Origin of the sequence: Pseudomonas sp. TH32, assembly GCF_016650855.1 — a bacterium.
In the GTDB taxonomy this organism is placed as follows: domain Bacteria; phylum Pseudomonadota; class Gammaproteobacteria; order Pseudomonadales; family Pseudomonadaceae; genus Aquipseudomonas.
Genome location: NZ_JAEKFA010000002.1, coordinates 2,573,701 through 2,593,167, shown reverse-complemented (window position 1 = coordinate 2,593,167; position 19,467 = coordinate 2,573,701). Strand labels below are relative to the sequence as shown.

Annotated in this window: 20 protein-coding genes; 14 read left to right on the top strand and 6 right to left on the bottom strand. The window is 58.1% G+C overall.

Annotated features, from left to right (window positions below; genetic code table 11):
• The first annotated feature begins 18 nt into the window (after positions 1-18).
• The 12 genes from JFV30_RS15595 (at position 19) to JFV30_RS15540 (ending at position 11,419) form a co-directional block, all read left to right on the top strand.
• Positions 19-864: a polysaccharide lyase gene (locus JFV30_RS15595; RefSeq protein WP_238535543.1), complete on the top strand. Its 846-nt coding sequence runs from the start codon at positions 19-21 to the stop codon at positions 862-864.
• On the top strand, positions 865-1,407 hold the full coding sequence (locus JFV30_RS15590; RefSeq protein ID WP_201124529.1) for an acyltransferase: 543 nt from the start codon (positions 865-867) through the stop codon (positions 1,405-1,407).
• A 53-nt stretch (positions 1,408-1,460) separates the two neighbouring features.
• On the top strand, positions 1,461-2,423 hold the full coding sequence (locus JFV30_RS15585) for a glycosyltransferase family 1 protein (RefSeq protein ID WP_010171920.1): 963 nt from the start codon (positions 1,461-1,463) through the stop codon (positions 2,421-2,423).
• 35 nt (positions 2,424-2,458) lie between these two features.
• Entirely contained in the window at positions 2,459-2,914 is a 456-nt protein-coding gene (locus JFV30_RS15580) for a UDP-N-acetylglucosamine transferase subunit ALG14 (RefSeq protein WP_242487091.1), read from the top strand.
• A complete protein-coding gene (locus tag JFV30_RS15575; protein ID WP_201124528.1) occupies positions 2,915-3,391 on the top strand; it encodes a glycosyltransferase in 477 nt (158 codons plus the stop codon).
• 54 nt (positions 3,392-3,445) lie between these two features.
• A complete protein-coding gene (locus tag JFV30_RS15570; protein ID WP_201124527.1) occupies positions 3,446-4,873 on the top strand; it encodes a mannose-1-phosphate guanylyltransferase/mannose-6-phosphate isomerase in 1,428 nt (475 codons plus the stop codon).
• 12 nt (positions 4,874-4,885) lie between these two features.
• Positions 4,886-6,229 carry a UDP-glucose dehydrogenase family protein gene (locus JFV30_RS15565; RefSeq protein ID WP_201124526.1) on the top strand — a complete coding sequence of 448 codons (1,344 nt, stop codon included), beginning with the start codon at positions 4,886-4,888 and terminating at the stop codon, positions 6,227-6,229.
• Between the two features lie 180 nt (positions 6,230-6,409).
• Positions 6,410-6,694 carry a hypothetical protein gene (locus JFV30_RS15560; protein WP_169388848.1) on the top strand — a complete coding sequence of 95 codons (285 nt, stop codon included), beginning with the start codon at positions 6,410-6,412 and terminating at the stop codon, positions 6,692-6,694.
• Between the two features lie 87 nt (positions 6,695-6,781).
• Positions 6,782-7,894, top strand: a complete 1,113-nt coding sequence (locus JFV30_RS15555; protein ID WP_201124525.1) for a polysaccharide export protein — start codon at positions 6,782-6,784, stop codon at positions 7,892-7,894.
• Positions 7,895-7,908: 14 nt separating this feature from the next.
• Positions 7,909-8,568 (top strand): YjbF family lipoprotein, encoded by a 660-nt coding sequence (locus JFV30_RS15550; protein ID WP_032881964.1) that lies wholly within the window; start codon positions 7,909-7,911, stop codon positions 8,566-8,568.
• A complete protein-coding gene (locus JFV30_RS15545) occupies positions 8,565-9,332 on the top strand; it encodes a capsule biosynthesis GfcC family protein (RefSeq protein WP_201124524.1) in 768 nt (255 codons plus the stop codon). The genes JFV30_RS15550 and JFV30_RS15545 overlap by 4 nt, the downstream gene beginning before the upstream one ends.
• Positions 9,329-11,419, top strand: coding sequence for a YjbH domain-containing protein (locus JFV30_RS15540; protein WP_201124523.1), 2,091 nt, complete (start codon positions 9,329-9,331; stop codon positions 11,417-11,419). Before JFV30_RS15545 ends, JFV30_RS15540 begins: the two co-directional genes overlap by 4 nt.
• 282 nt (positions 11,420-11,701) lie before the next feature.
• Here JFV30_RS15540 and JFV30_RS15535 read toward each other — a convergent pair whose 3' ends face one another.
• The 5 genes from JFV30_RS15535 to JFV30_RS15515 all read right to left on the bottom strand — a co-directional run bounded on the left by JFV30_RS15535 (position 11,702) and on the right by JFV30_RS15515 (position 16,657).
• Positions 11,702-13,096 (bottom strand): undecaprenyl-phosphate glucose phosphotransferase, encoded by a 1,395-nt coding sequence (locus JFV30_RS15535; RefSeq protein WP_242487090.1) that lies wholly within the window; start codon positions 13,094-13,096, stop codon positions 11,702-11,704.
• A 220-nt stretch (positions 13,097-13,316) separates the two neighbouring features.
• Positions 13,317-14,006 carry a winged helix-turn-helix domain-containing protein gene (locus JFV30_RS15530; RefSeq protein WP_201124522.1) on the bottom strand — a complete coding sequence of 230 codons (690 nt, stop codon included), beginning with the start codon at positions 14,004-14,006 and terminating at the stop codon, positions 13,317-13,319.
• A gap of 32 nt (positions 14,007-14,038) precedes the next feature.
• The gene (locus tag JFV30_RS15525; protein WP_010171903.1) at positions 14,039-14,794 is read right to left on the bottom strand and encodes a hypothetical protein; all 756 of its coding nucleotides are present in this window, start codon (positions 14,792-14,794) and stop codon (positions 14,039-14,041) included.
• On the bottom strand, positions 14,787-15,515 hold the full coding sequence (locus JFV30_RS15520) for a winged helix-turn-helix domain-containing protein (RefSeq protein ID WP_010171902.1): 729 nt from the start codon (positions 15,513-15,515) through the stop codon (positions 14,787-14,789). Before JFV30_RS15520 ends, JFV30_RS15525 begins: the two co-directional genes overlap by 8 nt.
• A 290-nt stretch (positions 15,516-15,805) precedes the next feature.
• On the bottom strand, positions 15,806-16,657 hold the full coding sequence (locus JFV30_RS15515) for an AraC family transcriptional regulator (RefSeq protein ID WP_201124521.1): 852 nt from the start codon (positions 16,655-16,657) through the stop codon (positions 15,806-15,808).
• Positions 16,658-16,766: 109 nt separating this feature from the next.
• Here JFV30_RS15515 and JFV30_RS15510 point away from each other — a divergent pair, with 109 nt between their 5' ends.
• Positions 16,767-17,177 (top strand): hypothetical protein, encoded by a 411-nt coding sequence (locus JFV30_RS15510; RefSeq protein ID WP_201124520.1) that lies wholly within the window; start codon positions 16,767-16,769, stop codon positions 17,175-17,177.
• Here JFV30_RS15510 and JFV30_RS15505 read toward each other — a convergent pair.
• Entirely contained in the window at positions 17,171-18,166 is a 996-nt protein-coding gene (locus tag JFV30_RS15505; protein WP_201124519.1) for a LacI family DNA-binding transcriptional regulator, read from the bottom strand. The genes JFV30_RS15510 and JFV30_RS15505 overlap by 7 nt on opposite strands.
• A gap of 167 nt (positions 18,167-18,333) precedes the next feature.
• On the opposite strand from JFV30_RS15505, the gene JFV30_RS15500 reads away from it, so the two are divergent.
• Positions 18,334-19,464 (top strand): Gfo/Idh/MocA family protein, encoded by a 1,131-nt coding sequence (locus tag JFV30_RS15500; RefSeq protein ID WP_201126201.1) that lies wholly within the window; start codon positions 18,334-18,336, stop codon positions 19,462-19,464.
• Positions 19,465-19,467 lie beyond the last annotated feature (3 nt).

Here is a 19,467-nt window from a genome sequence, read left to right as displayed (position 1 = left end):
AGTTGAGGGGCAACCGACGTGAAAAAGACAGCCTCGACGCTACTCACTTTGGCGTTCGCTTTGCAGATGGCTGCGAGCGGCGCATCAGAGACTAACGACCGTTGTGAGCAACCCATCAAAAACATCTATCCGTCACTGCCGGATGTGTCACAGATGCTCAAAGGTCCGCAGGCGCAGAACAGCATTAAAGGCAGCGCCAATCTGACGAACAAGGCCTATAGCCAGAAGATCAAGGACATCGCCGTGCACTTTCCGGCCGGCTCGTACGACCCGGGTTCGATGGTGCGCCTGGGTTTGCCCTATGGCGGCATTGAGTTCAAGTCGCCGCTCCCGCAACCCGGCCGCGAATGCCTGGTGCTGACCTATGAGTTGAAGTTCGACAAGAATTTCAACTTTGTAAAAGGCGGGAAACTGCCGGGCCTCTACGGCGGTACAGCCAATACCGGCGGGAAAATACCTAACGGCCATGATGGTTTTTCCACGCGCTACATATGGAAAGAAAAGGGCGCCGGCGCCATTTATGCCTATCTGCCCACCAGTAAAACCTGGGGAACGGCTGTAGGCCTGGGTTCCTGGATCTTTACGGTCGGGCAATGGCATACGTTGGAGCAACTGGTGAAGTTGAATACGCCGGGGGAGGCCGACGGTGTGATCTCCATTTGGTACGACAAAAAACTGGTGCACACCGAAACCGGGCTGACGTTTAGAGACACCCGGGATATCACCATCGATGGTTTGCTGTTTTCGACGTTCTTCGGCGGGAATAACCCGTCGTTCGCCACGCCGGTCAGTACCAATATCCGCTTCCGGAATTTTGTGATGAGTTCGCAGCGCGTGACGGATACAGCAGGGCAGGGTGAGTAGATGAAGAACCTGAAACTGAATATCAAGAAGGCCGCCCTTGCCTTGTTCAACACGCTGCTCAGCCTCGCCCTGTTTTTCAACCTGCGACGTTCACTCCTGCGGGCCACCGGGTGCCAGGTGGGCGCAAACACCACGGTTCACCGCAAGGTGGTTTTCTTCTCGTTCGGCAACTGCTCGATCGGCAAGAACTGCACGATCAATTACGGCTGCTACCTGGATAACCGCGCGGGTATCCGCATTGGCGACAACGTCAATATTTCCCACAACACCCGGGTTTATACCCTGGGCCACGACATCGATGACCCGATGAGTTGCCTGGTGGGAAAACCCGTGGTGATCGAAGACGACGCCTGGATCTTTCCCAATGTGATGGTGATGCCCGGCGTCACCATCGGGAAAGGCGCGGTGGTGTATCCCGGCAGTGTGGTGACGCGCAGCGTTGAAGCCTATTCGATCGTGGGCGGCAACCCGGCCAAACCGATTCGCTTTCGAAATAAAAACATTCTGTACCGCGCCGACTTTCCTGTCTGGTTTGCCTTGTAAAGCACCCCGCGTGCCCACCCTTATTTATGCAGGATTCTTAAGTGAAATCATTAATGATTGCATGGATTGGCTATCAACGACGCGCCGATACCATGAAGCAATATTGGGCGTATGACATTCTGCATCTGCCCAACCGGTTCAAGAAAAAGTCTGCACGGCCCCTGGACTATTTGATCAAGTCGTTCAAAACCCTCAAGACGCTGTTGGTCGGTTCGCCCGAAGTGCTTTGGGTGCAACTGCCGCCGAGCCCGGTCCTGCATATAGCGCTGGCCTACAAGTGTGTATTTAACCGGCGCCTGAAGATTATTGCCGACGCCCACAACAGTCTGTTGCGCAAACAATGGATCGGCTTCCCGGGAACCGTGGCCCTGCTGAATCGCATTGATGCGGTGGTCGTGCACAACTTCAAAGTCAAAGAAGAATTGGCAAGCCTGGGCGTCAAGGAAGCCAGGCTTTTTATTCTGGAAGACTTGCCGTGCGACTTTCCGGTGCCGCCTGCCAGTGAGCGCGAAACACCCTATGTGCTGTTTCCCTGTTCGTTTGATATCGATGAGCCGATCGAGGTTGTGATCAACGCTGCCAGGGAAATGCCCGGTGTCGACTTCCTGATCACCGGCAAGCACCAGGGCAAGCTCTCCGAGGAACTCGTGGCGTCACTGCCCGGGAACATCAAGCTGACCGGCTTCCTCAGCAAGGCGACCTTCGAGCAGTTGCTGTGCCACGCGAATGTGGTGCTCGGCCTGACCACCCGCGACAACGTGCAGTTGAGCGTGGCCAACGAAGCGGTCAGTGCCGGCAGGCCGATGGCGCTTTCAAACACCACGGTGCTGCGCTCGTTGTTTTCCGAGGCGGCGGTGTTCGTGGACACGATGGACCCACTGTCCATAAAGGCCGGTGTTTCACAACTCATCGCCCATCAAGAAACCTATAAAGAAAAGTCAGCCTTGCTGAAAGCCAAGCGGATAAGCCGTTGGGAAGGGCAGGCGCAATTGTTGAAAACTGCCGCAGCTATTTAATGATGTTTATTAGTTCTGACAGGAAGGGAACCGTCATGAGTCAATCAAGTGATGTTTTGTTGATTTGTTCTGGAGGTGGGCACTGGGTGCAAATGAGTAAGTTGCTCCCGGCCTTCGACGGTCAAAAAGTTACCATTGCCACCGTCGATATCAGCATTGGCTCGCAGTATCCATTGCATAAATTTGCGCAAGTCCCGGACTTTAACCGCAGTGAGCCCATGAAGATCATCAAGGGGTTTTGCCAGATCTTCGCGATCGTCTACCGCAGTAAAGCCAAATACATTATCTCCACCGGTGCCGCTCCCGGTCTGCTGGGGTTGATCGCCGGAAAACTCATGGGCAAAAAGACCCTGTGGATCGACAGCATCGCCAACCCCAAGAAACTCTCTTTGTCTGGCCGTATCGCTGTTTATTTTGTCGATGAGTTGCTGACCCAGTGGCCCACGCTTTCGCAAAACAGCCGGGCCCAATATAAAGGGAGGATTGTATAAATGATTTTTTGCAGCGTTGGCACTCAAGCACCGTTTGAAAGAATGCTCGGCTACTTGAATGAATGGAGCCATGCAAACCCCCAGGTCCCGATTGTGGCGCAGGTGGGCAACAACGAAAACGACCTGGGCCGCATTACGGCGTACAAGACCATTGCCGAGCCGCTCTTTTCCAAGAACTTCAACGCCTCGAAAGTGATTGTTTCCCATGCGGGCATGGGCAATATCATTCGTTCCCTTGAACTGGGCAAACCCATCGTTATCGTCCCGCGCGATAGCCGACGCGGTGAACATATCAATAATCACCAGTTCGACACCGCCGAGAATTTTTCAGACCTGCCGTCTGTGTTTATCGCCCACGATAAAGACGCTTTCTTTTCGGCGATTGATTCGGCCCTTAACTACAGCAGTGCAGAAAGTTCATTGGACTTTACCGAAAGAGATCGTTTGATCAGTTATGTGAAGTCGTTCACCTCTTAAGTTTCGACTGTTTGTCAATACGCTCTTATTGCCTTTAATCATCGAGTAATCGCTATGATCCCAGTTATATTGTCTGGCGGCTCAGGCACGCGCCTGTGGCCGCTTTCAAGAGCACTTAAGCCAAAGCAGTTTATTGCCCTGCACGGTGACTTGAGTTTGTTTCAGGCCACGTTGGAGCGAATCAAGAACCTGTGCATAGAGGGCGAGAACGTCCGCCCTCCGATCATTGTGTGTAACGAAGAACACCGGTTCATCGTGGCCGAACAAAGCCGATCGCTGGACGTGATTCCGCAGAAAATCCTCCTGGAACCCACCGCCCGAAATACCGCCCCGGCGATTGCGGCCGCGACGCTTTCGGCGCTGGCGGACGGGGACGATCCGATCCTGCTGGTGCTGGCGGCAGACCATGTCATCGGCGATACCGACGCCTTCAACGCAGCGTTGACGTCGGCCACGGCGGAAGTCAACAAGGGCAAGATCGTCACCTTCGGCGTGGTGCCCACCAAGCCGGAGACCGGCTACGGCTATATCCGTACTCAAGCGGCTGCGGTCGACGGCGCGGCGCATGTCGAGGCCTTTGTCGAAAAGCCTGACCTTGCGACCGCACAAGGCTACCTGGCCCAGGGTAACTACTTCTGGAACAGCGGCATGTTCATGTTCCGCGCCTCTGTCATGAAGGCTGAGCTGGAGCGCCTGAGCCCGGACATCATGGTGGCCGCCGAACTGTCCCTCTCCAACGCGGCGCATGACCAGGATTTCACCCGGCTCAACCAGGTGGATTTCGTGAACGCGCCCAACGTGTCGATTGATTACGCGGTGATGGAGAAAACCGACATCGCCTCGGTGGTCATCCTCGACTCCCCGTGGAGTGACCTGGGCGCCTGGGATTCGGTGTGGGAAGCGGGCGCCAAGGATGCCCATCAGAACTGCACCCAGGGTGACGTGTTGCTGCAAGACGTCACCCACAGTTATGTGCACGCCAGCCACCGGCTGGTCACGGTGGCAGGGATCAGCGATGTGGTGGTGGTCGAGACCGCCGACGCGGTTCTCGTGACCACCAAGGACCATGCCCAGGACGTCAAGAAGATCGTCACCGAGCTGACTGAAAAGCACCGGATCGAAAGCGCGAGCCACCGCGAAGTCTATCGGCCGTGGGGCAAATATGACTCGGTGGACCAGGGCTACCGCTACCAGGTGAAGCGCATCACGGTGAAGCCGGGGCACAAGCTGTCTGTGCAGCTTCACCACCATCGGGCCGAGCACTGGATCGTGGTCTCCGGCACCGCCAATGTGCAGATCGCCGACAAGCAGGTGCTGCTCACCGAGAACCAGTCCACCTACATCCCCATTGGCGTTGTGCACTCCCTCGAAAACCCGGGACGCATCCCGCTGGAGCTGATTGAAGTGCAATCAGGTTCCTACCTCGGCGAAGACGACATCATCCGCTTTGAAGACCGCTATGGCCGCCTCGAGCTTGTTTAAAGGAGTATTGAAATGAATGTAACTGTATTTGGAATCGGCTATGTGGGTCTGGTGCAGGCGGCGGTATTGGCTGACGCGGGGCATGAAGTCTGTTGTGTCGACATCGACGCCACGAAAGTCGAGAACCTCAAGAGCGGCATTATCCCGATCTACGAGCCTGGGTTAAGCGCGCTCGTCCAGAAGAACCATGATGCCGGCCGCCTGCATTTCACCACCGACGCCGCCCAGGGCGTGCGTCATGGCGAGGTGCAGTTCATCGCCGTGGGCACGCCGCCGGATGACGACGGCAGCGCCGACATCAAGTACGTGCTCTCCGTGGCGGCGACCATCGCCCACAACATGACCGAGCCGAAGATCATCGTGAACAAGTCCACAGTGCCGGTGGGCACGGCGGACAAAGTCCGGGCGAAGGTGTCCGAGGTGCTGAAGTCCCGTTCCCTTGAGGTGGAGTTTCACGTCATCTCGAACCCCGAGTTCCTCAAGGAAGGTTCGGCGGTCGCGGACTGTACACGTCCCGACCGAATCATCATCGGCAGTGACAGCAGCTACGCCGTGGACCGCATGCGGGAGCTGTATGAGCCCTTCAACCGCAACCACGAAAAAATCATCACGATGGACATCCGCAGTGCGGAGCTGACCAAGTACGCAGCCAACTGCCTGTTGGCCACCAAGATTTCGTTCATGAACGAAATGGCCAACTTTGCCGAACGCCTGGGCGCCGACATTGAAGCCGTGCGTAAAGGCATTGGTTCCGACCCGCGAATCGGCTACGACTTTATCTACCCCGGCTGCGGCTATGGCGGCTCGTGCTTCCCGAAAGACGTGCAAGCCCTGGAGCGCACCGCGTCGTCGATCGGCTACCAGGCAACCCTGTTATCGGCTGTCGAAGAAGTCAACAAGCGCCAGAAGCAGCACCTGTTCGGGCATATCCACCATCACTTCGGCGGGCAACTGGAAGGCAAGACCTTTGCGATCTGGGGCCTGGCCTTCAAACCCAATACCGATGACATGCGCGAAGCCTCCAGCCGCGTATTGATCGAACAGTTGCGCAGCGTGGGGGCCAGGATTCAGGCGTTCGACCCGGAAGCCATGGCGGAAACCCAGCGCATCTACGGCATGAACGAAGACTTGCTGCTGATGGGCACCAAGGAAGCCGCGTTGCAGGGTGCCGATGCGTTGGTGATCGTGACCGAGTGGCGCGAGTTCAAAGCCCCGGACCTGGACTTTATAAAAGAAAAACTGAGTACGCCGGTGATCTTTGATGGCCGGAATATATTTGATCCGCACCGCATGAAAGCCAATGGTTTCGAGTATTACGGTATCGGTCGCGGATTATCAGTGCGGCCAATCATTTGATCCTGACGATTATTAACATTGGTGGTTTGCCGTATCCACAAGTGAGATGATTCCTGAGAGGCTAATTGCATGATCCGGCAGGATCTATATGCAGTTTTCATGGCCTGTTTTATCTCCGTTCCATCACTACTCCCTTATTGCAAAGTTGTATAAGGGGTAAATATCGAGAAGGAGTCTGATATGAAGCAATTACTGTTGGCCGGCTTGCTGGCTTTCACAAGTACTGCGGCACTGGCGGCGGGTGAAGTCGCCGGCGCAGCGGTGAGCGAGACGGCCAGCGCAGGCGAGTCCCTGTCGTTGAGCACCCCGGTCGTGGGTGGCGTGACGCTCGGTGAAACCGTGGGGGTCGGCACGGCTGTTGTCGGCGCTGCGGCGGCTGCTTCCAACTCGGGCGGCAGTTCCAATGGCGGTACTTCCGGCACCGGCGGCACAACCGGCACAGGTGGTACCACCGGTACCAACTAATTAACCCGCAATGTGTGTTGTTCAAGATCACTCAGAACTTTCTGGGTGATCTTTTTTAGACTCGCCCTCGACTAGCGTAGTGCCATTATGATTCGTAGGTTACCTGTTCTTTTGCTGGCAAGTATCAGCTTGCACGGCTGCATGTTTTCGCCTGGTCAACACATGGACACCGGTCAAATGTCCAGTGAGGGTTCTCTCGAAAGTACCCGGGTGGAGTTGATTCCCATCACCCCCAAATTGATCGCCATGGATGCCGCCACGCAAGTGCGCGAATCGGTGCCCTCGGAATTATTGTCTTATGTTCCGGGTGGTTATCGCGTAGGCGCCAATGACCTGTTGTTTATTACGGTCTGGGATCATCCCGAGTTGACGGCACCGTCGGGGCCGCAACAGCAGATTGATGCCAACGGGCGCCTGGTTCGTCCGGACGGCACGCTGTTTTATCCGTATATCGGTAACGTCCCGGTGGCCGGTAAAACCATCGAAGAGCTGCGCGCCTATATCTCCGGACGCCTGGCGCAATTTATTGAAAGCCCTCAGGTTGACGTCAGCGTGCTGCGGTTTGCCAGCCAGACGGTGGTGGTGACCGGTGCGGTGGTGAAAGCCGGCCAGCAGCCGATCACCACCACACCATTGAGCGCCGTGGAGGCCATTGGCGCCGCCGGTGTCGACCCGACGAATGCCGACCTGTCGGGCCTGACCCTGACCCGCGACGGCCGCGAGTACAGGCTCGACCTGGACAGCCTCAATCGTCAGGGCTCGCAACTGCAGGGCATCTACCTCAAGGGCGGCGACCGGTTGTACTTGCCCTATAACGACCAGAAACGCGTGTACCTCATGGGTGAAGTCAATCAGCCCCGGGCACTGAGTTTCAAGGGCAAGTCGATCAACCTGACCGATGCCCTGGGCACGGCTGGGGGCTTGAACCAGACCACTTCCAATGGCAATGCGGTGTACGTGATTCGCGGCGTGGACAACCTGGAAGCCGAACCGGCCAAGGTGTTCCAGCTCGATGCCCAGTCACCTTCGGCGCTGGTGCTCGCCACGCGCTTTGACTTGCAGCCCCAAGACATCGTGTACGTCGGGCCGGCCGGCGTGACGCGCTGGAACCGCTTGATCAGCCAGCTGCTGCCTACCGCCACTGCCATTGGGCTGGGTGCCAGATCGGCCAATGACCTCAGTGAAGTCAACAGCAGATAAGGCGCTATCCCGTCGTGAAAATTTTGCCTAGCTGCGCCTGTCTGTCGATGGCGCTCTTGTTGTGCGGGTGTAACCCGTTGATGAGAGCGTCGTGGTACACCCTCGAAACGTCCGTCACCGGCCCGGCCTCCATCAACGTGACCCGCGCCCAGGTCGACGCGGTGCCGTATCCGCAGATCCTGGTCACCACCGCCGTCAGCGAAGGGGTGATGGCCATGCCCCGTCGTCGGGGCGACCTGGAGTTCTGGGTCGCCTCCGGCAAGCAAGTGCTGATGATGCGCAACGGCCTGGTGGTGCGCACCGTCGGGCTGGGAGTTTCCCTGGACGGCACCCGCTTCAGTGGCGAGTCGCCGTTCAAGCGCGGCCTCCAGCATCTGCCCGATGGCTATGCCAGCACCCGCTGGATCGACCTCTATGACGGCAACCGAATCGGTCTTGCGGTCAACAGCCGTTTCAGCCCTCACGGTATCGAGACCCTCCGCATTCTGGACAAGGATTACGCCTTGCTGCGCATCGACGAACAGGTGGAGGTGCCCACCTTGAATTTCCGCGCCACCAACCGTTACTGGGTCGATCCGCAGGATGGTTTCATCTGGCGCAGCGAGCAGCACCTGACGCCCCGGCTGGTGTTGAAAATCGTGCAGTTGCGCCCTGATCGGGGGGCCGTCCGGTGAAGTGTTCGAACCTTTTATGCCTTGGGCTGCTGTTGATCGGCCCAGGCGTTGGCCAAGCGGCCGTCACCGTCAGCGGTGATGTGCGCAGCCCCGGCCCATTCGACATCAAGCCCGGTGCGCGCTTGCTGGATGTGATTCGCGAGGCCCAGCCCAATGCCGAAAGCTACTGGTTGGGCGCCGCGTGGCTGCACCGGTCGCAGGCAGGCAAGCAGGCGCGTTTGAAGGCGGGCGTGTTGTTCGACCTGAAACTGCTGCAACGAGGGGCCTTGCTGGATAACAAGCACACGCGGGCGGACTTGAGTGCGCGCCTGTACCGGCAGGTCGAGCAGTTGCCCGTCACCGGCCGCCAGGTGGCCGTGCTGGACCCGATCGCCGTGGAGGCGGGGTTCGCCCGCAACGCGTTGCTCGATGAGGGCGACCAGCTTTTTTACCCCGCAAGACCCTCCACCGTTGAGGTACTGGGGGCGGTCGCGCAGCCCTGCAATGTGCCGTACCGGGCGATGAAGGAAATCCGGGATTACGTCCGCGACTGCACTGTCCTCGACGACGCCGAGCGCGATGACCTGTGGCTGATCCAGCCCGATGGCCAGGTACGGCGTGTGGGCGTGGCGGCCTGGAATCGTGAGGAGGGTGTCGTGGCCGCTCCCGGCAGCCGGATCCTGGTGCCGCTGCGCAGTGATGATCTTGAGACGCCGACCCCTGATCTCAACCAACAACTGGCCGAGTTTTTCGCCACTCAACCGTTGGCTGAGGTGAACCCTTGAATTTACGTTTTGCAGCTGTATTGCTCTTGCCCTGTGGGCTGGTTCACGGTGAGCCCCGTTACACCCAAAATGATTTTGGCGGAGTGGGCCTGCTACAGACCCCTACCGCACGCATGGCCCCGGCGGGCGAGCTGAGCGCCAACGCCAACCGGACCGATCCTTACTCGCGCTACAGCTTTTCCTTGCAGCCGTTCGACTGGCTGGAGGGCTCGTTTCGCTACACCGCCATCAGCAACCGCAAGTACGGTGCCGAGGCGTTGAGCGGAAGCCAGAGCTTCAAAGACAAAGCCATCGACTTCAAGGCACGGCTCTGGGAAGAAAGCCACTGGGCGCCGCAAGTGGCCTTCGGCGCGCGGGACATCGGCGGTACCGGGTTGTTTTCCAGCGAATACTTCGTCGCCAACAAGCGCTATGCCAACCTGGATTTCAGCCTCGGCATTGCCTGGGGCTACCTGGGCAATCGCGGGGACTTCAGCAACCCGCTGTCGGTGTTCGGCAGCAAGTTCAACGACCGGCCCAAGAGCACCGCAGTCGTCGCCAGGGCAGGGGACGTGAACTCCAACGCCTACTTCAGGGGCCGTCCTTCGTTGTTTGGCGGGATCGCCTATCAAACGCCGTGGGAGCCCCTGAGCCTGAAGCTCGAATACGAGGGCAACGACTACAAGCACGAACCGTTGGACAACCCGATCAAGCAGGACTCGCCGGTCAATATCGGTGTGGTCTACAAGCTGGCCGACAGCGTTGACCTGAGTGCGGCCTGGGAGCGCGGAAACACCGCGATGTTCGGCATCACCCTGCACACCAACTTTGTCAGCCGCAAGGCGCCGGTCAAGACCTATGACCCGCCCGCCGAACCGTTGCCCGCACGCATGCCGACTACGCCGCCCGACCAGGTCAACTGGGCCAGTGTCGCCGACCGGCTGCAGCAGAATGCCGGCTACAAGGTGGAGCGCATTGCCCAGCGCGGCTCGGAATTGATGGTGTATGGCGAGCAGCAGCGCTACTTCTACTCAGCCAAGGCCGTCGGGCGCGCCAGCCGTATTCTCGACAACAGCGCCAATCAGGACATCGATTGGTTCACCCTGGTGAACAAGCGTTATGACATGCCCATCGAAGAAACCAGCGTGCCCCGCGACACCTTCCGCGCGGTGGTGAACAACGAGCAGCCGTTGACGGATCTGCACCGTGCCACCGAGGTCAATCCGGCGATTGCTCATCGGGAAACCACGCTTTACACCGGCAAGCAGGAGCCGTTCAGCTACGGCCTGGGCCTGGGTTACAAACAGAACATCGGCGGCCCCAACGGCTTGCTGTATCAGTTCACCGCCGATGCCGACGCGGAGTACCGGTTTACCCGCAACACCTGGTGGAGCGGTTTGCTCAGCGCCAACCTGCTGAACAACTACGACAAGTTCACCTACGACGCGCCCAGCGGGTTGCCGCGGGTGCGCACCGACCTGCGCCAGTACATGACGACGTCGGATGTGACGATGCCAAACTTCCAGTTCAACCATGCGGCGCGGCTGGACCGGGACCTGTATGGCATGGTCTACGGTGGTTACCTGGAGTCCATGTACGCCGGGGTGGGCGGTGAAGTGTTGTTTCGGCCTGCGGGCAAGCACTGGTCGGTGGGTGCAGACCTGAACGTCGTGCGCCAGCGCGATTTCAATCAGGGCTTCGGCCTGCGTGATTACCAGACCATCACTGGCCATGTCACCAGCTACACAGAGCTGCCCTATGACACCCTGGCGGCAGTCAGTGTGGGGCGTTATCTGGCGCGGGACTGGGGCACCACCGTCGACATCTCCCGGCAGTTCAAGAACGGCGTGAAATTTGGTGGCTGGGTGACACTCACCACCGCCTCGAAGGAAGAGTACGGCGAGGGCAGCTTCGACAAGGGGATCTACATTTCCGTCCCGTTCGACGAGTTGATGAGCACCTCGACGATGCGTCGGGCCAACGTCGTCTGGGCACCCCTGACCCGCGACGGCGGTGCGCGCCTGAACCGTGCCTACTCGCTGCAGACGATGACCGATGGGCGTGACAGCGAGCTGTTCTACAACAACTTCGAGAAGATCACTGAGTGACGGTGCGGCATTTGCCGACAAGGTTGCTCACTGCCTGGTGCTGAATGCGCCAGGCAGTGAGAAGGCCTTGGCAACACAACGCCAGGTGCAATGCCGGCGAGCGACACTTCCCTGACTTCCCCTCTGTGAACCCTCTACGAATGGCGTGGGCCTGGACGCCCAGGCGTTGCTATGGGCGTTATCTTTGCGGCTGATGGGGGAGGATGGAGGGGAGCGAAGACGACGCCCCTGAAGGCGTCTGGTGCCCCGCGTCGCCGTTGCAGCGACACGGGGAAGAGAGGGTCAATAGATGTCTTTGGACAGCAGGGTAAACGGGGTCTTGAAGAGGATCTTGATGTCGAGCCACAGCGACCAGTTGTTGATATAGCTCAGGTCGATATCGACGCGTTTTTGCATCTTCTCCAGGGTCTCGGTTTCGCCACGGCAGCCGTTGACTTGCGCCAGGCCGGTGATGCCGGGCTTGATGCGATGCCGCGCCATGTAGGCGCGAATCTTGCCCGAGTAGTAGTCATTGTGGGCAACGGCATGGGGGCGCGGGCCCACCAGTGCCATATGCCCCTGCAGCACGTTGAACAGCTGTGGCAGCTCGTCGATGGAGGTGCGCCGGATAAAGCGCCCCACGCCGGTAATGCGCGAGTCGTTGCGGCTTGCCTGGCGCACTTCGTGGTCGTCATGCACGCGCATCGAGCGGAACTTCCAGACCTTGATCACCTCGCCATTCCAGCCGTGACGGTCCTGCTTGAAAATCACCGGGCCGGGGGAGGTGAGTTTGATCAGCAGGGCGAACAGCAGCAGCAACGGGCTGAGCAGCACAATCGCCAACAGCGCCAGGCTCTTGTCCAGCAGCGACTTGCTCAGTGCCGCGGTCGGGCGACTGGTCAGCGGGCTCTCATTGAGGAAGATTGCCGGCAAGCCATCCACCTCGGCCACGCTGTGGTTGAGCAGCAGCATGTTGTTGAGGTCGGGCACCCAGATCACGTCCACGCTGATCTCCAGCAGGTTGAGGTACAGCGCCTCGATATGCGTGGCTTCCTGGAGCGAATGAGTGATGTACAGCCGGCGAATTCCGTGTTGCCTGATCAGTGCGGGAAGGTCCGGCAAATCGCCGAGAATCTGCGGTTGAGTACTGGTCTGAGGCAAGACGGTGTCTGGACCTACGAGCCCGACTAAGGGCGAGCGTTTTTGCCGGGCAAGAGTGTTGGCCAAATCGGTGGCAAGTTTTCCCGTACCAATAATCAGGGATTTCTGGCGCTCGTGAAGTTGCCGATGGTAGTACCTGGATAGACTGTGAATCGGAATGTAGCAAAGTGCTAGTATTGGATAGCTGACGGCGGCCCAGAGTAGCAGTATCTCGAAAGGAAATAGCGAGCTGGCATTACATGCGACGCCCACCGCCAACAATATGCCCAGGGTCAATAACCAACCGGTGAATAAACGTCCCAGTCCAACAAAAAAGTCGTCCTTTTTGCTATAGACATCACATAACATGTAGGCCGGGATAGAGGCCAGTATTGTAATGGCTGCCAATATCCGGTAGTGGGACTCCAGTTGTCCGGTCTTGAACAGTACCAGTGAAAACAAAAGTACAACGACCACACTCAAGGCAATAGCCCACTGCCCCCAGAAGGTGAGACCTTTGGGTGTAAGGTTACGATGCATTCTTCTGTTGTTAAGCATACTTCTGCTCCCTGTGGTATCCACTCACGTGCTGGCAGGTTAAAGCGAGGCGTGGTTTTAATGACTATCAAATGGCAGGCGCACGCGTAGGCGTGCGTATTGATAGTAATAAATGGCAGGGAGCAATGGCTGACGACTTATAACGCGGGCATGTTGTTATAAAATGGCAGATAGAAAAGGATTTTAATAGGCAGGGTGAATTGTAATTTTTATGAAATAATTATTGTTCGGCGACGCTGCTGCGACTGCTCAAAGGGCTTTTTATTTTTTGTGTGAGGCAGTAGCCGCGGTTGCGTACCGCTCGGAACAGGCGCTCGCCATCATTGACGCGCTTGAACTTGTCCTGCAGTCGGCTGAGGCACATTTCAAGCCCGCGATAGAGGTCGGGTTCACGCCCGATGTTCCGGATAAGTTCTTCTTTGCTCACCACGCGTTCTTCATGGTGCAACATCTTCTTGATCAGTGCCGATTCAATAGTCGTCAAGGAAATACGCAGTCCGCCTTTGACCAGTGCCCGGTCTTGTTGGGTCAATAACCACACATCCGGGGTGCGCAAGGCGGGGGTTGAATTAACAACTTCCGCGGGGGTGTTATTAAGATCGGGGCCGCCGGGTTCTGATTTGAGTACGGAAATTTTCGGGTTTTTTGAAGCATCGTAAAGTTGTCGGGTTAGTCGGTTATTGGCCTCATAGAGTCTTTTGGCGGCCACATAATTGCTGAGCCATAGATTGAAATTCTGCTCACTGGTAACGGCGTAGGAACTGGCCGAGGACTCCGCTGTTTTCTCAGCGGTTTCGACCAGCGGGCCGCTGTCGACGTCGTAATGTAAAAATGCCACATTGGGCGTGAAATCATGCAGCGCAATTGACGGGTACGTGGATGTAAATGTGTGTTTCTTGAGAGAACTCATGGCATTCACCGATTCCAGGAAAGTACGGGGGTTCATAAACTATCAGCAGGGGAGAAGTAGGGGCCCTGAAAATAGTCAAAAGGCAAGCGTCTGGCGAGAAGTGCGCTGTCGGCATACTCGACGTTGTCGGCGATGAACGAGACCCGGGTGGTGCTCATCAGCCCCAGCATCTGGTCGTAAAGCCGGTCGAACAGGCCTGAGCGCGTGTTCAGACTGAGCCTGAGGGCCGAGTCTGGAAAGGGCATTTTTATATAGTCATAAAGACTCAAGTCGATCAGCAGGTCGGTGTTTTTTGTATGTAATGTGTAATTGTTATAGGCAAGCTTTATAGTGCTGCGGTCTTTCAGGCTATACAGTTGGCGGATCATGTTTCTACGCTCCACCGGGCCGGGGAGAGTATCCAGTGTATTTTCAACGCTGACAATAAGTTGTTGTTTGTGTTTTTCCAGTATGGCCGACGTGTTGATGATTTCCTTGAGCAGGTCTTCATTCATCAATAAGGATTGCTCTACCCGGAAAAACTTGTGGAGCCCCGGGCTTTTGTCCACGCGCAAACGTTTTCCTTCTCGGGCAAATGAGTTGGGCTTTGTGTGTTGCAGGGCTTCACTGTAGGCGTACTTAAGTTGCTCGGAATAAAAGGGGCGCACATCATCGGGCAACGTGTCGAGAGCGTGCTCGGCATGAACCCGAATTTCACTGCCCCATAAGGTGCAACTTCGTTCAAGTATCGCCTGGCGCGAAAACTTGAAGTCGGCGGACGCTGCAAGCAATAGATTTCCGCTATTCACGGTTTGGCCGCTCCTTGACGGGTTGGACATGATTCACCGAAGCAAGACCTCTGCTTAGTTTGTAGCCGTAACCCCGAATGCTTTGAATTATATTGCTTCCATAGTGCGATTTTATTTTGCCGCGTAAACGGCTGATCGATTTTTCGAGCGCCCGCGAATCATAAAATCGGGCGTTAAGTCCCATGACAACTGCAATTTCATCGTGGCTGAGCAATCGATTATGAATGAGGGCTTCCAGTACTTTCATTTCGACGAAGGAGACTTCCAGCTTTTTGCCGCCGCCGTAGATGCACATGCGGTCCTGGTCGAGTAGCAAATCAGTATTACTTAGCCAGTATGTCTCGCTGAGGAACGCGGCGAAGAGCGCAAGTTTTTTTTCGGGCGAGCTCTCGACGACCTTTATGCAGTAGTCGGCGCCTGCGAGATAATATTTGGTTTTGCTTAGTGTGGTGGCGAAGGTGACAACCAGAAAAATGGTGCTGCCGGGGTTCTCGGATCTGGTTTTCTTTATGATGTCCAGCGTTTGGGTGCTGGCAGAGGGGGTGTCAATCTCTATGATGATGGCACGGTAATGTCCATGGCTTTCATAGGGACCAATTAGTTGGCCGTAGGAGCGTGTATCGACTTTTAGATTTTTCGGTACAGTACGAACTATAAGCTCGCTGAAGTCCTCGGATTTCGATGGGGTCCGTGCAATAGCGAGGACGTTGGAAAAATGCATCACGTTGCTCCCTTTTCCGGCATGCGAGGCCGTCAATTCAATCGCTGCAGGCGTTTAGATGTTAATCGAATTGAATACGCCAAAACGTGACAAATTTTAACATTCGGCACTTTATTTACGGGGGTAAGGCGGTTTGCTGGCGGGTGTTGAAAGCGGATTTCTGGACGGGAGTACTCATATGCTAGTGCAAATTTTTTAGTGTGCGATAAGTATTTTAGGCTGGCTTGATTTTTTTGGCTGGAATGATTTAACCGTTCTAGTCCTTAAGCTCTAAAAATGCTTATACCTGACTATTTATAATAATCCAGCAAGGCGATAGCGGGCGTTGTGTGCTCGGATGTGCCCGCGCGGTCTGCCAGGTAGCGCGCCGGAGGTTTGCCGATGGCCTTGCGGAACATGGTGATAAAGCCGCTGGCGTTCTCATAGCCCAGGTCCAGCGCTACCCTCTGCACACTTTCGCCTTTGGCCAGGCGCTGCAGCGACAGGATCACATGCAACTGCCGGCGCCAGCGCCCGAAACTCAGGCCGATCTCCTCCAGCAACAGCCGCGTCATGCTGCGTTCGCTCATGCCGATGCGCACCGCCCATTCGCCGAGGGTGGCCTTGTCGCCGGGGTTGGCCAACAAACTGTCGGCCAGGCGTCTCAACCTTGGGTCCTGGGGCATGGGCAGGTGCAGCGCCTCGACCGGGGCCAGCGCGAGTTCGTCCAGCAACGTGGCCACCAAGCGGCCTTGCGCGCCCTCGGTGTCATACAGCGGCGGAAAGCTTACGGCCTTGCTGATCAACTCGTGTAACAACGGCGACACGGCCAGCGTGCAGCATTGCCGGGGCAGGGCGCTGGCGGCATCGGGGTCTACCAGCAGGCAGTAGACATCCGCAGGTCCCGAACCGCGTGCCGCATGGGAGAGGCCACCCGGAATCCACAGCGCGCACTGGGGCGGCACGATCCAGATACCTTCTTCGATGACGCAATGAATCACCCCGCGCAACGTGTACATCAACTGACCCTTGCGGTGCTGGTGCGGCATGTGCTCCCAGCTGGCGGAAGTGCTTGAGGCGCTCACCGCTACCACGGCTCGGGGAATCGCATCGGCCATGGCCGGGCGCAGCGGGTCACGGGTTTCGAGGCGGTGGGTATACATGGCAGAGGTACGTCTTGGCTGGAATGCGAAACATTCTGGCTATTCTGTGCAATGGCGTCCAGTGATGGCATGGCTATTATGAGAAACATTCTCGTTAAAGGAGCTTCCCATGCAACTCGACAGTGCAATGTTCCCCGTGGTGAAAATCGTCTTCGACGCCCCGAGCGACACGCCCCCGCAAGACACCTTTGTCGCGTTCGAGGCCTTGCTGCGGCGCCAGGAGCCCTTCGTTTTGCTTCACGAAAAAGCCGTGGATGAAAGCGCTCACGAGCACTCCCACGAAGAGCGCAAACACGCCTCGATCTGGATGAAGAAGAATAAGGTGGCCTTGCGCGCGTTCGTCAAAGGCATGATTCAGGTGGAGCCCAGCGCGGCCAAGCGCCTGGCGCTCAAGCCGTTTGCGGTGATGTTTGGCAAAGCGTGGGGCTACCCGCTGCTGGTGGTGGAATCCCGGGATCAAGCCTGGGCTTTGGCGCGGGACGTGCTGGACACCCAGGTGTCGGACGTGGCGCACTATTGAGTGTTGGGCGCTGCCGTACTGCCACGCAAGGCGAGTTCGAACGGCAACACCACCTGGCGTTCCGGCAGCGGGGTTTTCTCGATCAGGGCGATGAGCATCTCGACCGCCTTGCGCCCGAAGGTTTCGGCTGGCTGGGCGATGGTGGTCAGCGGCGGGTCGCAATAGGCGGCGAAGGGGATGTCATCAAAGCCCACCAGGGAAATATCCTGGGGCACGCGCAGGCCCTGTTGCTTGATGCGCTTCAAGGCGCCGATGGCCATTTCGTCGTTCTCGCAGAACAGCGCGGTGGGGCGCTCGGGCAAGGCAAGCATGCTGCCTGCGCCTTCGAAACCGGCGTGCAGGGTGAAGTCGCCGTGGCAGATAAGCGCCGGGTCGCGGGGGATGCCGGCCGCGAGCAAGGCATCTTCATAACCGGCCACGCGGTCACGGGTCAGCGGGCTGCTTTTCGGGCCTTTGATCAACCCGATGCGGCGGTGGCCGAGGTCGATCAAGTGTTGGGTCATGGCCCTGGCTGCACCACGGTTGTCGAGGCTGATGGTGGGATGGCGACCGTTCTGGATCACCTCGCAGGCGTTCACCAGTGGCGGTGAGTCGCTGCAGTCGCTGAACGGGTCAGAGGCCCGCAACTGAATCACCCCATCGGCCTGATGGGCGTGGACCAGTTCGGCGAACTGCTTTTCGATTTCAGCCTGGCCCCGGGTGTCGCACAACAGCAACCGGTAACCCGACGCCTGCGCCGCCTGTTGTGCACCGCTGATGACCCGGGCGAAAAACGTGTTGGCAATCGCCGGTACCAGGATCACCAGGTTACCGGTGCGCCGCGAACGAAATTGCACCGCCATGCGGTTCGGCCGGTAGCCGGTCTGTTCCACGGCGGCGTTGACCTTGTCGCGGGTCTCGGGGAGCACGCGTTCAGGGCTGGCCAGGGTCCTGGACACGGTGGCCACCGAAACCCCGGCCAAGCGGGCGACTTCGCGAATATTGGACAAGACAACCTCGTTATCAGAGCAGCAGCCGCCAAGTTTACCGCAGTCGGGGTTTGACACCGCGAGCAACTGGGCCTAAATTTCCGGCACGATGTAACCGGTTACATCATGATCCGTAATAGCCCAAAAAGAGAAGACTTGCGATGACGGCTGCAGTGCAAAAAATAAGAATGGGCTTTGTTGGCGGCGGCGCGGGCGCCTTCATCGGCCAGGCCCACCGCCAGGCGGCGGGGCTGGATGGCGGTTATGAACTGGTGTGCGGGGCCTTCAGCCGCGAGCCCGAGAACAACCGGAACACTGGCAGCGCCCTGGGCTTGTCCGCGTCCCGTTGCTACAGCGACTGGCAGCAGATGCTGACGGCGGAACAGGCATTGCCGGCCGATCAGCGCATGCAACTGCTGGTGATCGTCACCCCCAATCATCTGCATGCTCCCATCGCGACCCTGGCGTTGCAGGCTGGCTTTCACGTGTTCAGCGAGAAGCCTGCCGCGTTGAATCTCGCCGAGGTGCAGGCGTTGGCAAACGTCGTCAACACCAGTCCCGGACGTTATGGGCTGGCACATACCTACCTGGGCTATCCGATGGTGTGGCAAGCACGTGAGATGGTGCGCAGCGGTGTCATCGGCACCCTGCGCAAAGTCATCGTCGAGTACCCCCAGGGCTGGCTCAGCCAGGACGCGGCCGGGGAGGGCAATAAGCAGGCTGACTGGCGGAGCCGGCCCGAGCTGTCGGGGCTGGGCGGCTGCATCGGCGACATCGGCACCCACGCCTTTTCCCTCGCGGAGTTCGTCGCCGACCAACCGATCGAACAGCTCTGCGCCAGCCTGGGCACCCACGTACCCGGCCGCCAACTCGATGACGATGCCGCCATGCTGTTCAAGATGGCCTCCGGTGCCAGCGGCGTGCTGATCGCAAGCCAAGTGTGTGCCGGTGAAGAGAACCCGCTGAAGATCCGCCTCTATGGCGACAAGGGCGGCCTAGAATGGCGCCAGGAAGAACCCGCCAGCCTGATCCATCGCTCCCTCGATCAACCCCTGCGCATCCTGCGTTCCGGCGTCGGCCAGCCCTGGCTGTGCGACGCGGCCTTGCAACGCATGCGCCTGCCCGCCGGGCATCCCGAGGGTTATCTGGAGGCCATGGCCAACCTCTACCGCGACTTCGCCACAGCCATTCGCCAAGGCACTGAAGCCGTCGGCGTGCCCGGCATTGAAGTCGGCGTACGCGGCATGGCCTTTATCGAAGCCGTGATCGCCAACCATCGCGGCGACGCGAAGTGGACGACCCTGGCCAGCCACTTATGAAGG

What these genes read in the sequence shown, in the direction of transcription:
- JFV30_RS15500 (WP_201126201.1), top strand. Translation starts at nt 18,334, where the DNA reads ATGGGCTTTGTTGGCGGCGGCGCGGGCGCCTTCATCGGCCAGGCCCAC.
- JFV30_RS15570 (WP_201124527.1), top strand. Translation starts at nt 3,446, where the DNA reads ATGATCCCAGTTATATTGTCTGGCGGCTCAGGCACGCGCCTGTGGCCG.
- JFV30_RS15510 (WP_201124520.1), top strand. Translation starts at nt 16,767, where the DNA reads ATGCAACTCGACAGTGCAATGTTCCCCGTGGTGAAAATCGTCTTCGAC.
- JFV30_RS15520 (WP_010171902.1), bottom strand. Translation starts at nt 15,515, where the DNA reads ATGCATTTTTCCAACGTCCTCGCTATTGCACGGACCCCATCGAAATCC.
- JFV30_RS15565 (WP_201124526.1), top strand. Translation starts at nt 4,886, where the DNA reads ATGAATGTAACTGTATTTGGAATCGGCTATGTGGGTCTGGTGCAGGCG.
- JFV30_RS15555 (WP_201124525.1), top strand. Translation starts at nt 6,782, where the DNA reads ATGATTCGTAGGTTACCTGTTCTTTTGCTGGCAAGTATCAGCTTGCAC.
- JFV30_RS15560 (WP_169388848.1), top strand. Translation starts at nt 6,410, where the DNA reads ATGAAGCAATTACTGTTGGCCGGCTTGCTGGCTTTCACAAGTACTGCG.
- JFV30_RS15585 (WP_010171920.1), top strand. Translation starts at nt 1,461, where the DNA reads ATGATTGCATGGATTGGCTATCAACGACGCGCCGATACCATGAAGCAA.
- JFV30_RS15515 (WP_201124521.1), bottom strand. Translation starts at nt 16,657, where the DNA reads ATGTATACCCACCGCCTCGAAACCCGTGACCCGCTGCGCCCGGCCATG.
- JFV30_RS15535 (WP_242487090.1), bottom strand. Translation starts at nt 13,096, where the DNA reads ATGCTTAACAACAGAAGAATGCATCGTAACCTTACACCCAAAGGTCTC.
- JFV30_RS15530 (WP_201124522.1), bottom strand. Translation starts at nt 14,006, where the DNA reads ATGAGTTCTCTCAAGAAACACACATTTACATCCACGTACCCGTCAATT.
- JFV30_RS15575 (WP_201124528.1), top strand. Translation starts at nt 2,915, where the DNA reads ATGATTTTTTGCAGCGTTGGCACTCAAGCACCGTTTGAAAGAATGCTC.
- JFV30_RS15580 (WP_242487091.1), top strand. Translation starts at nt 2,459, where the DNA reads ATGAGTCAATCAAGTGATGTTTTGTTGATTTGTTCTGGAGGTGGGCAC.
- JFV30_RS15590 (WP_201124529.1), top strand. Translation starts at nt 865, where the DNA reads ATGAAGAACCTGAAACTGAATATCAAGAAGGCCGCCCTTGCCTTGTTC.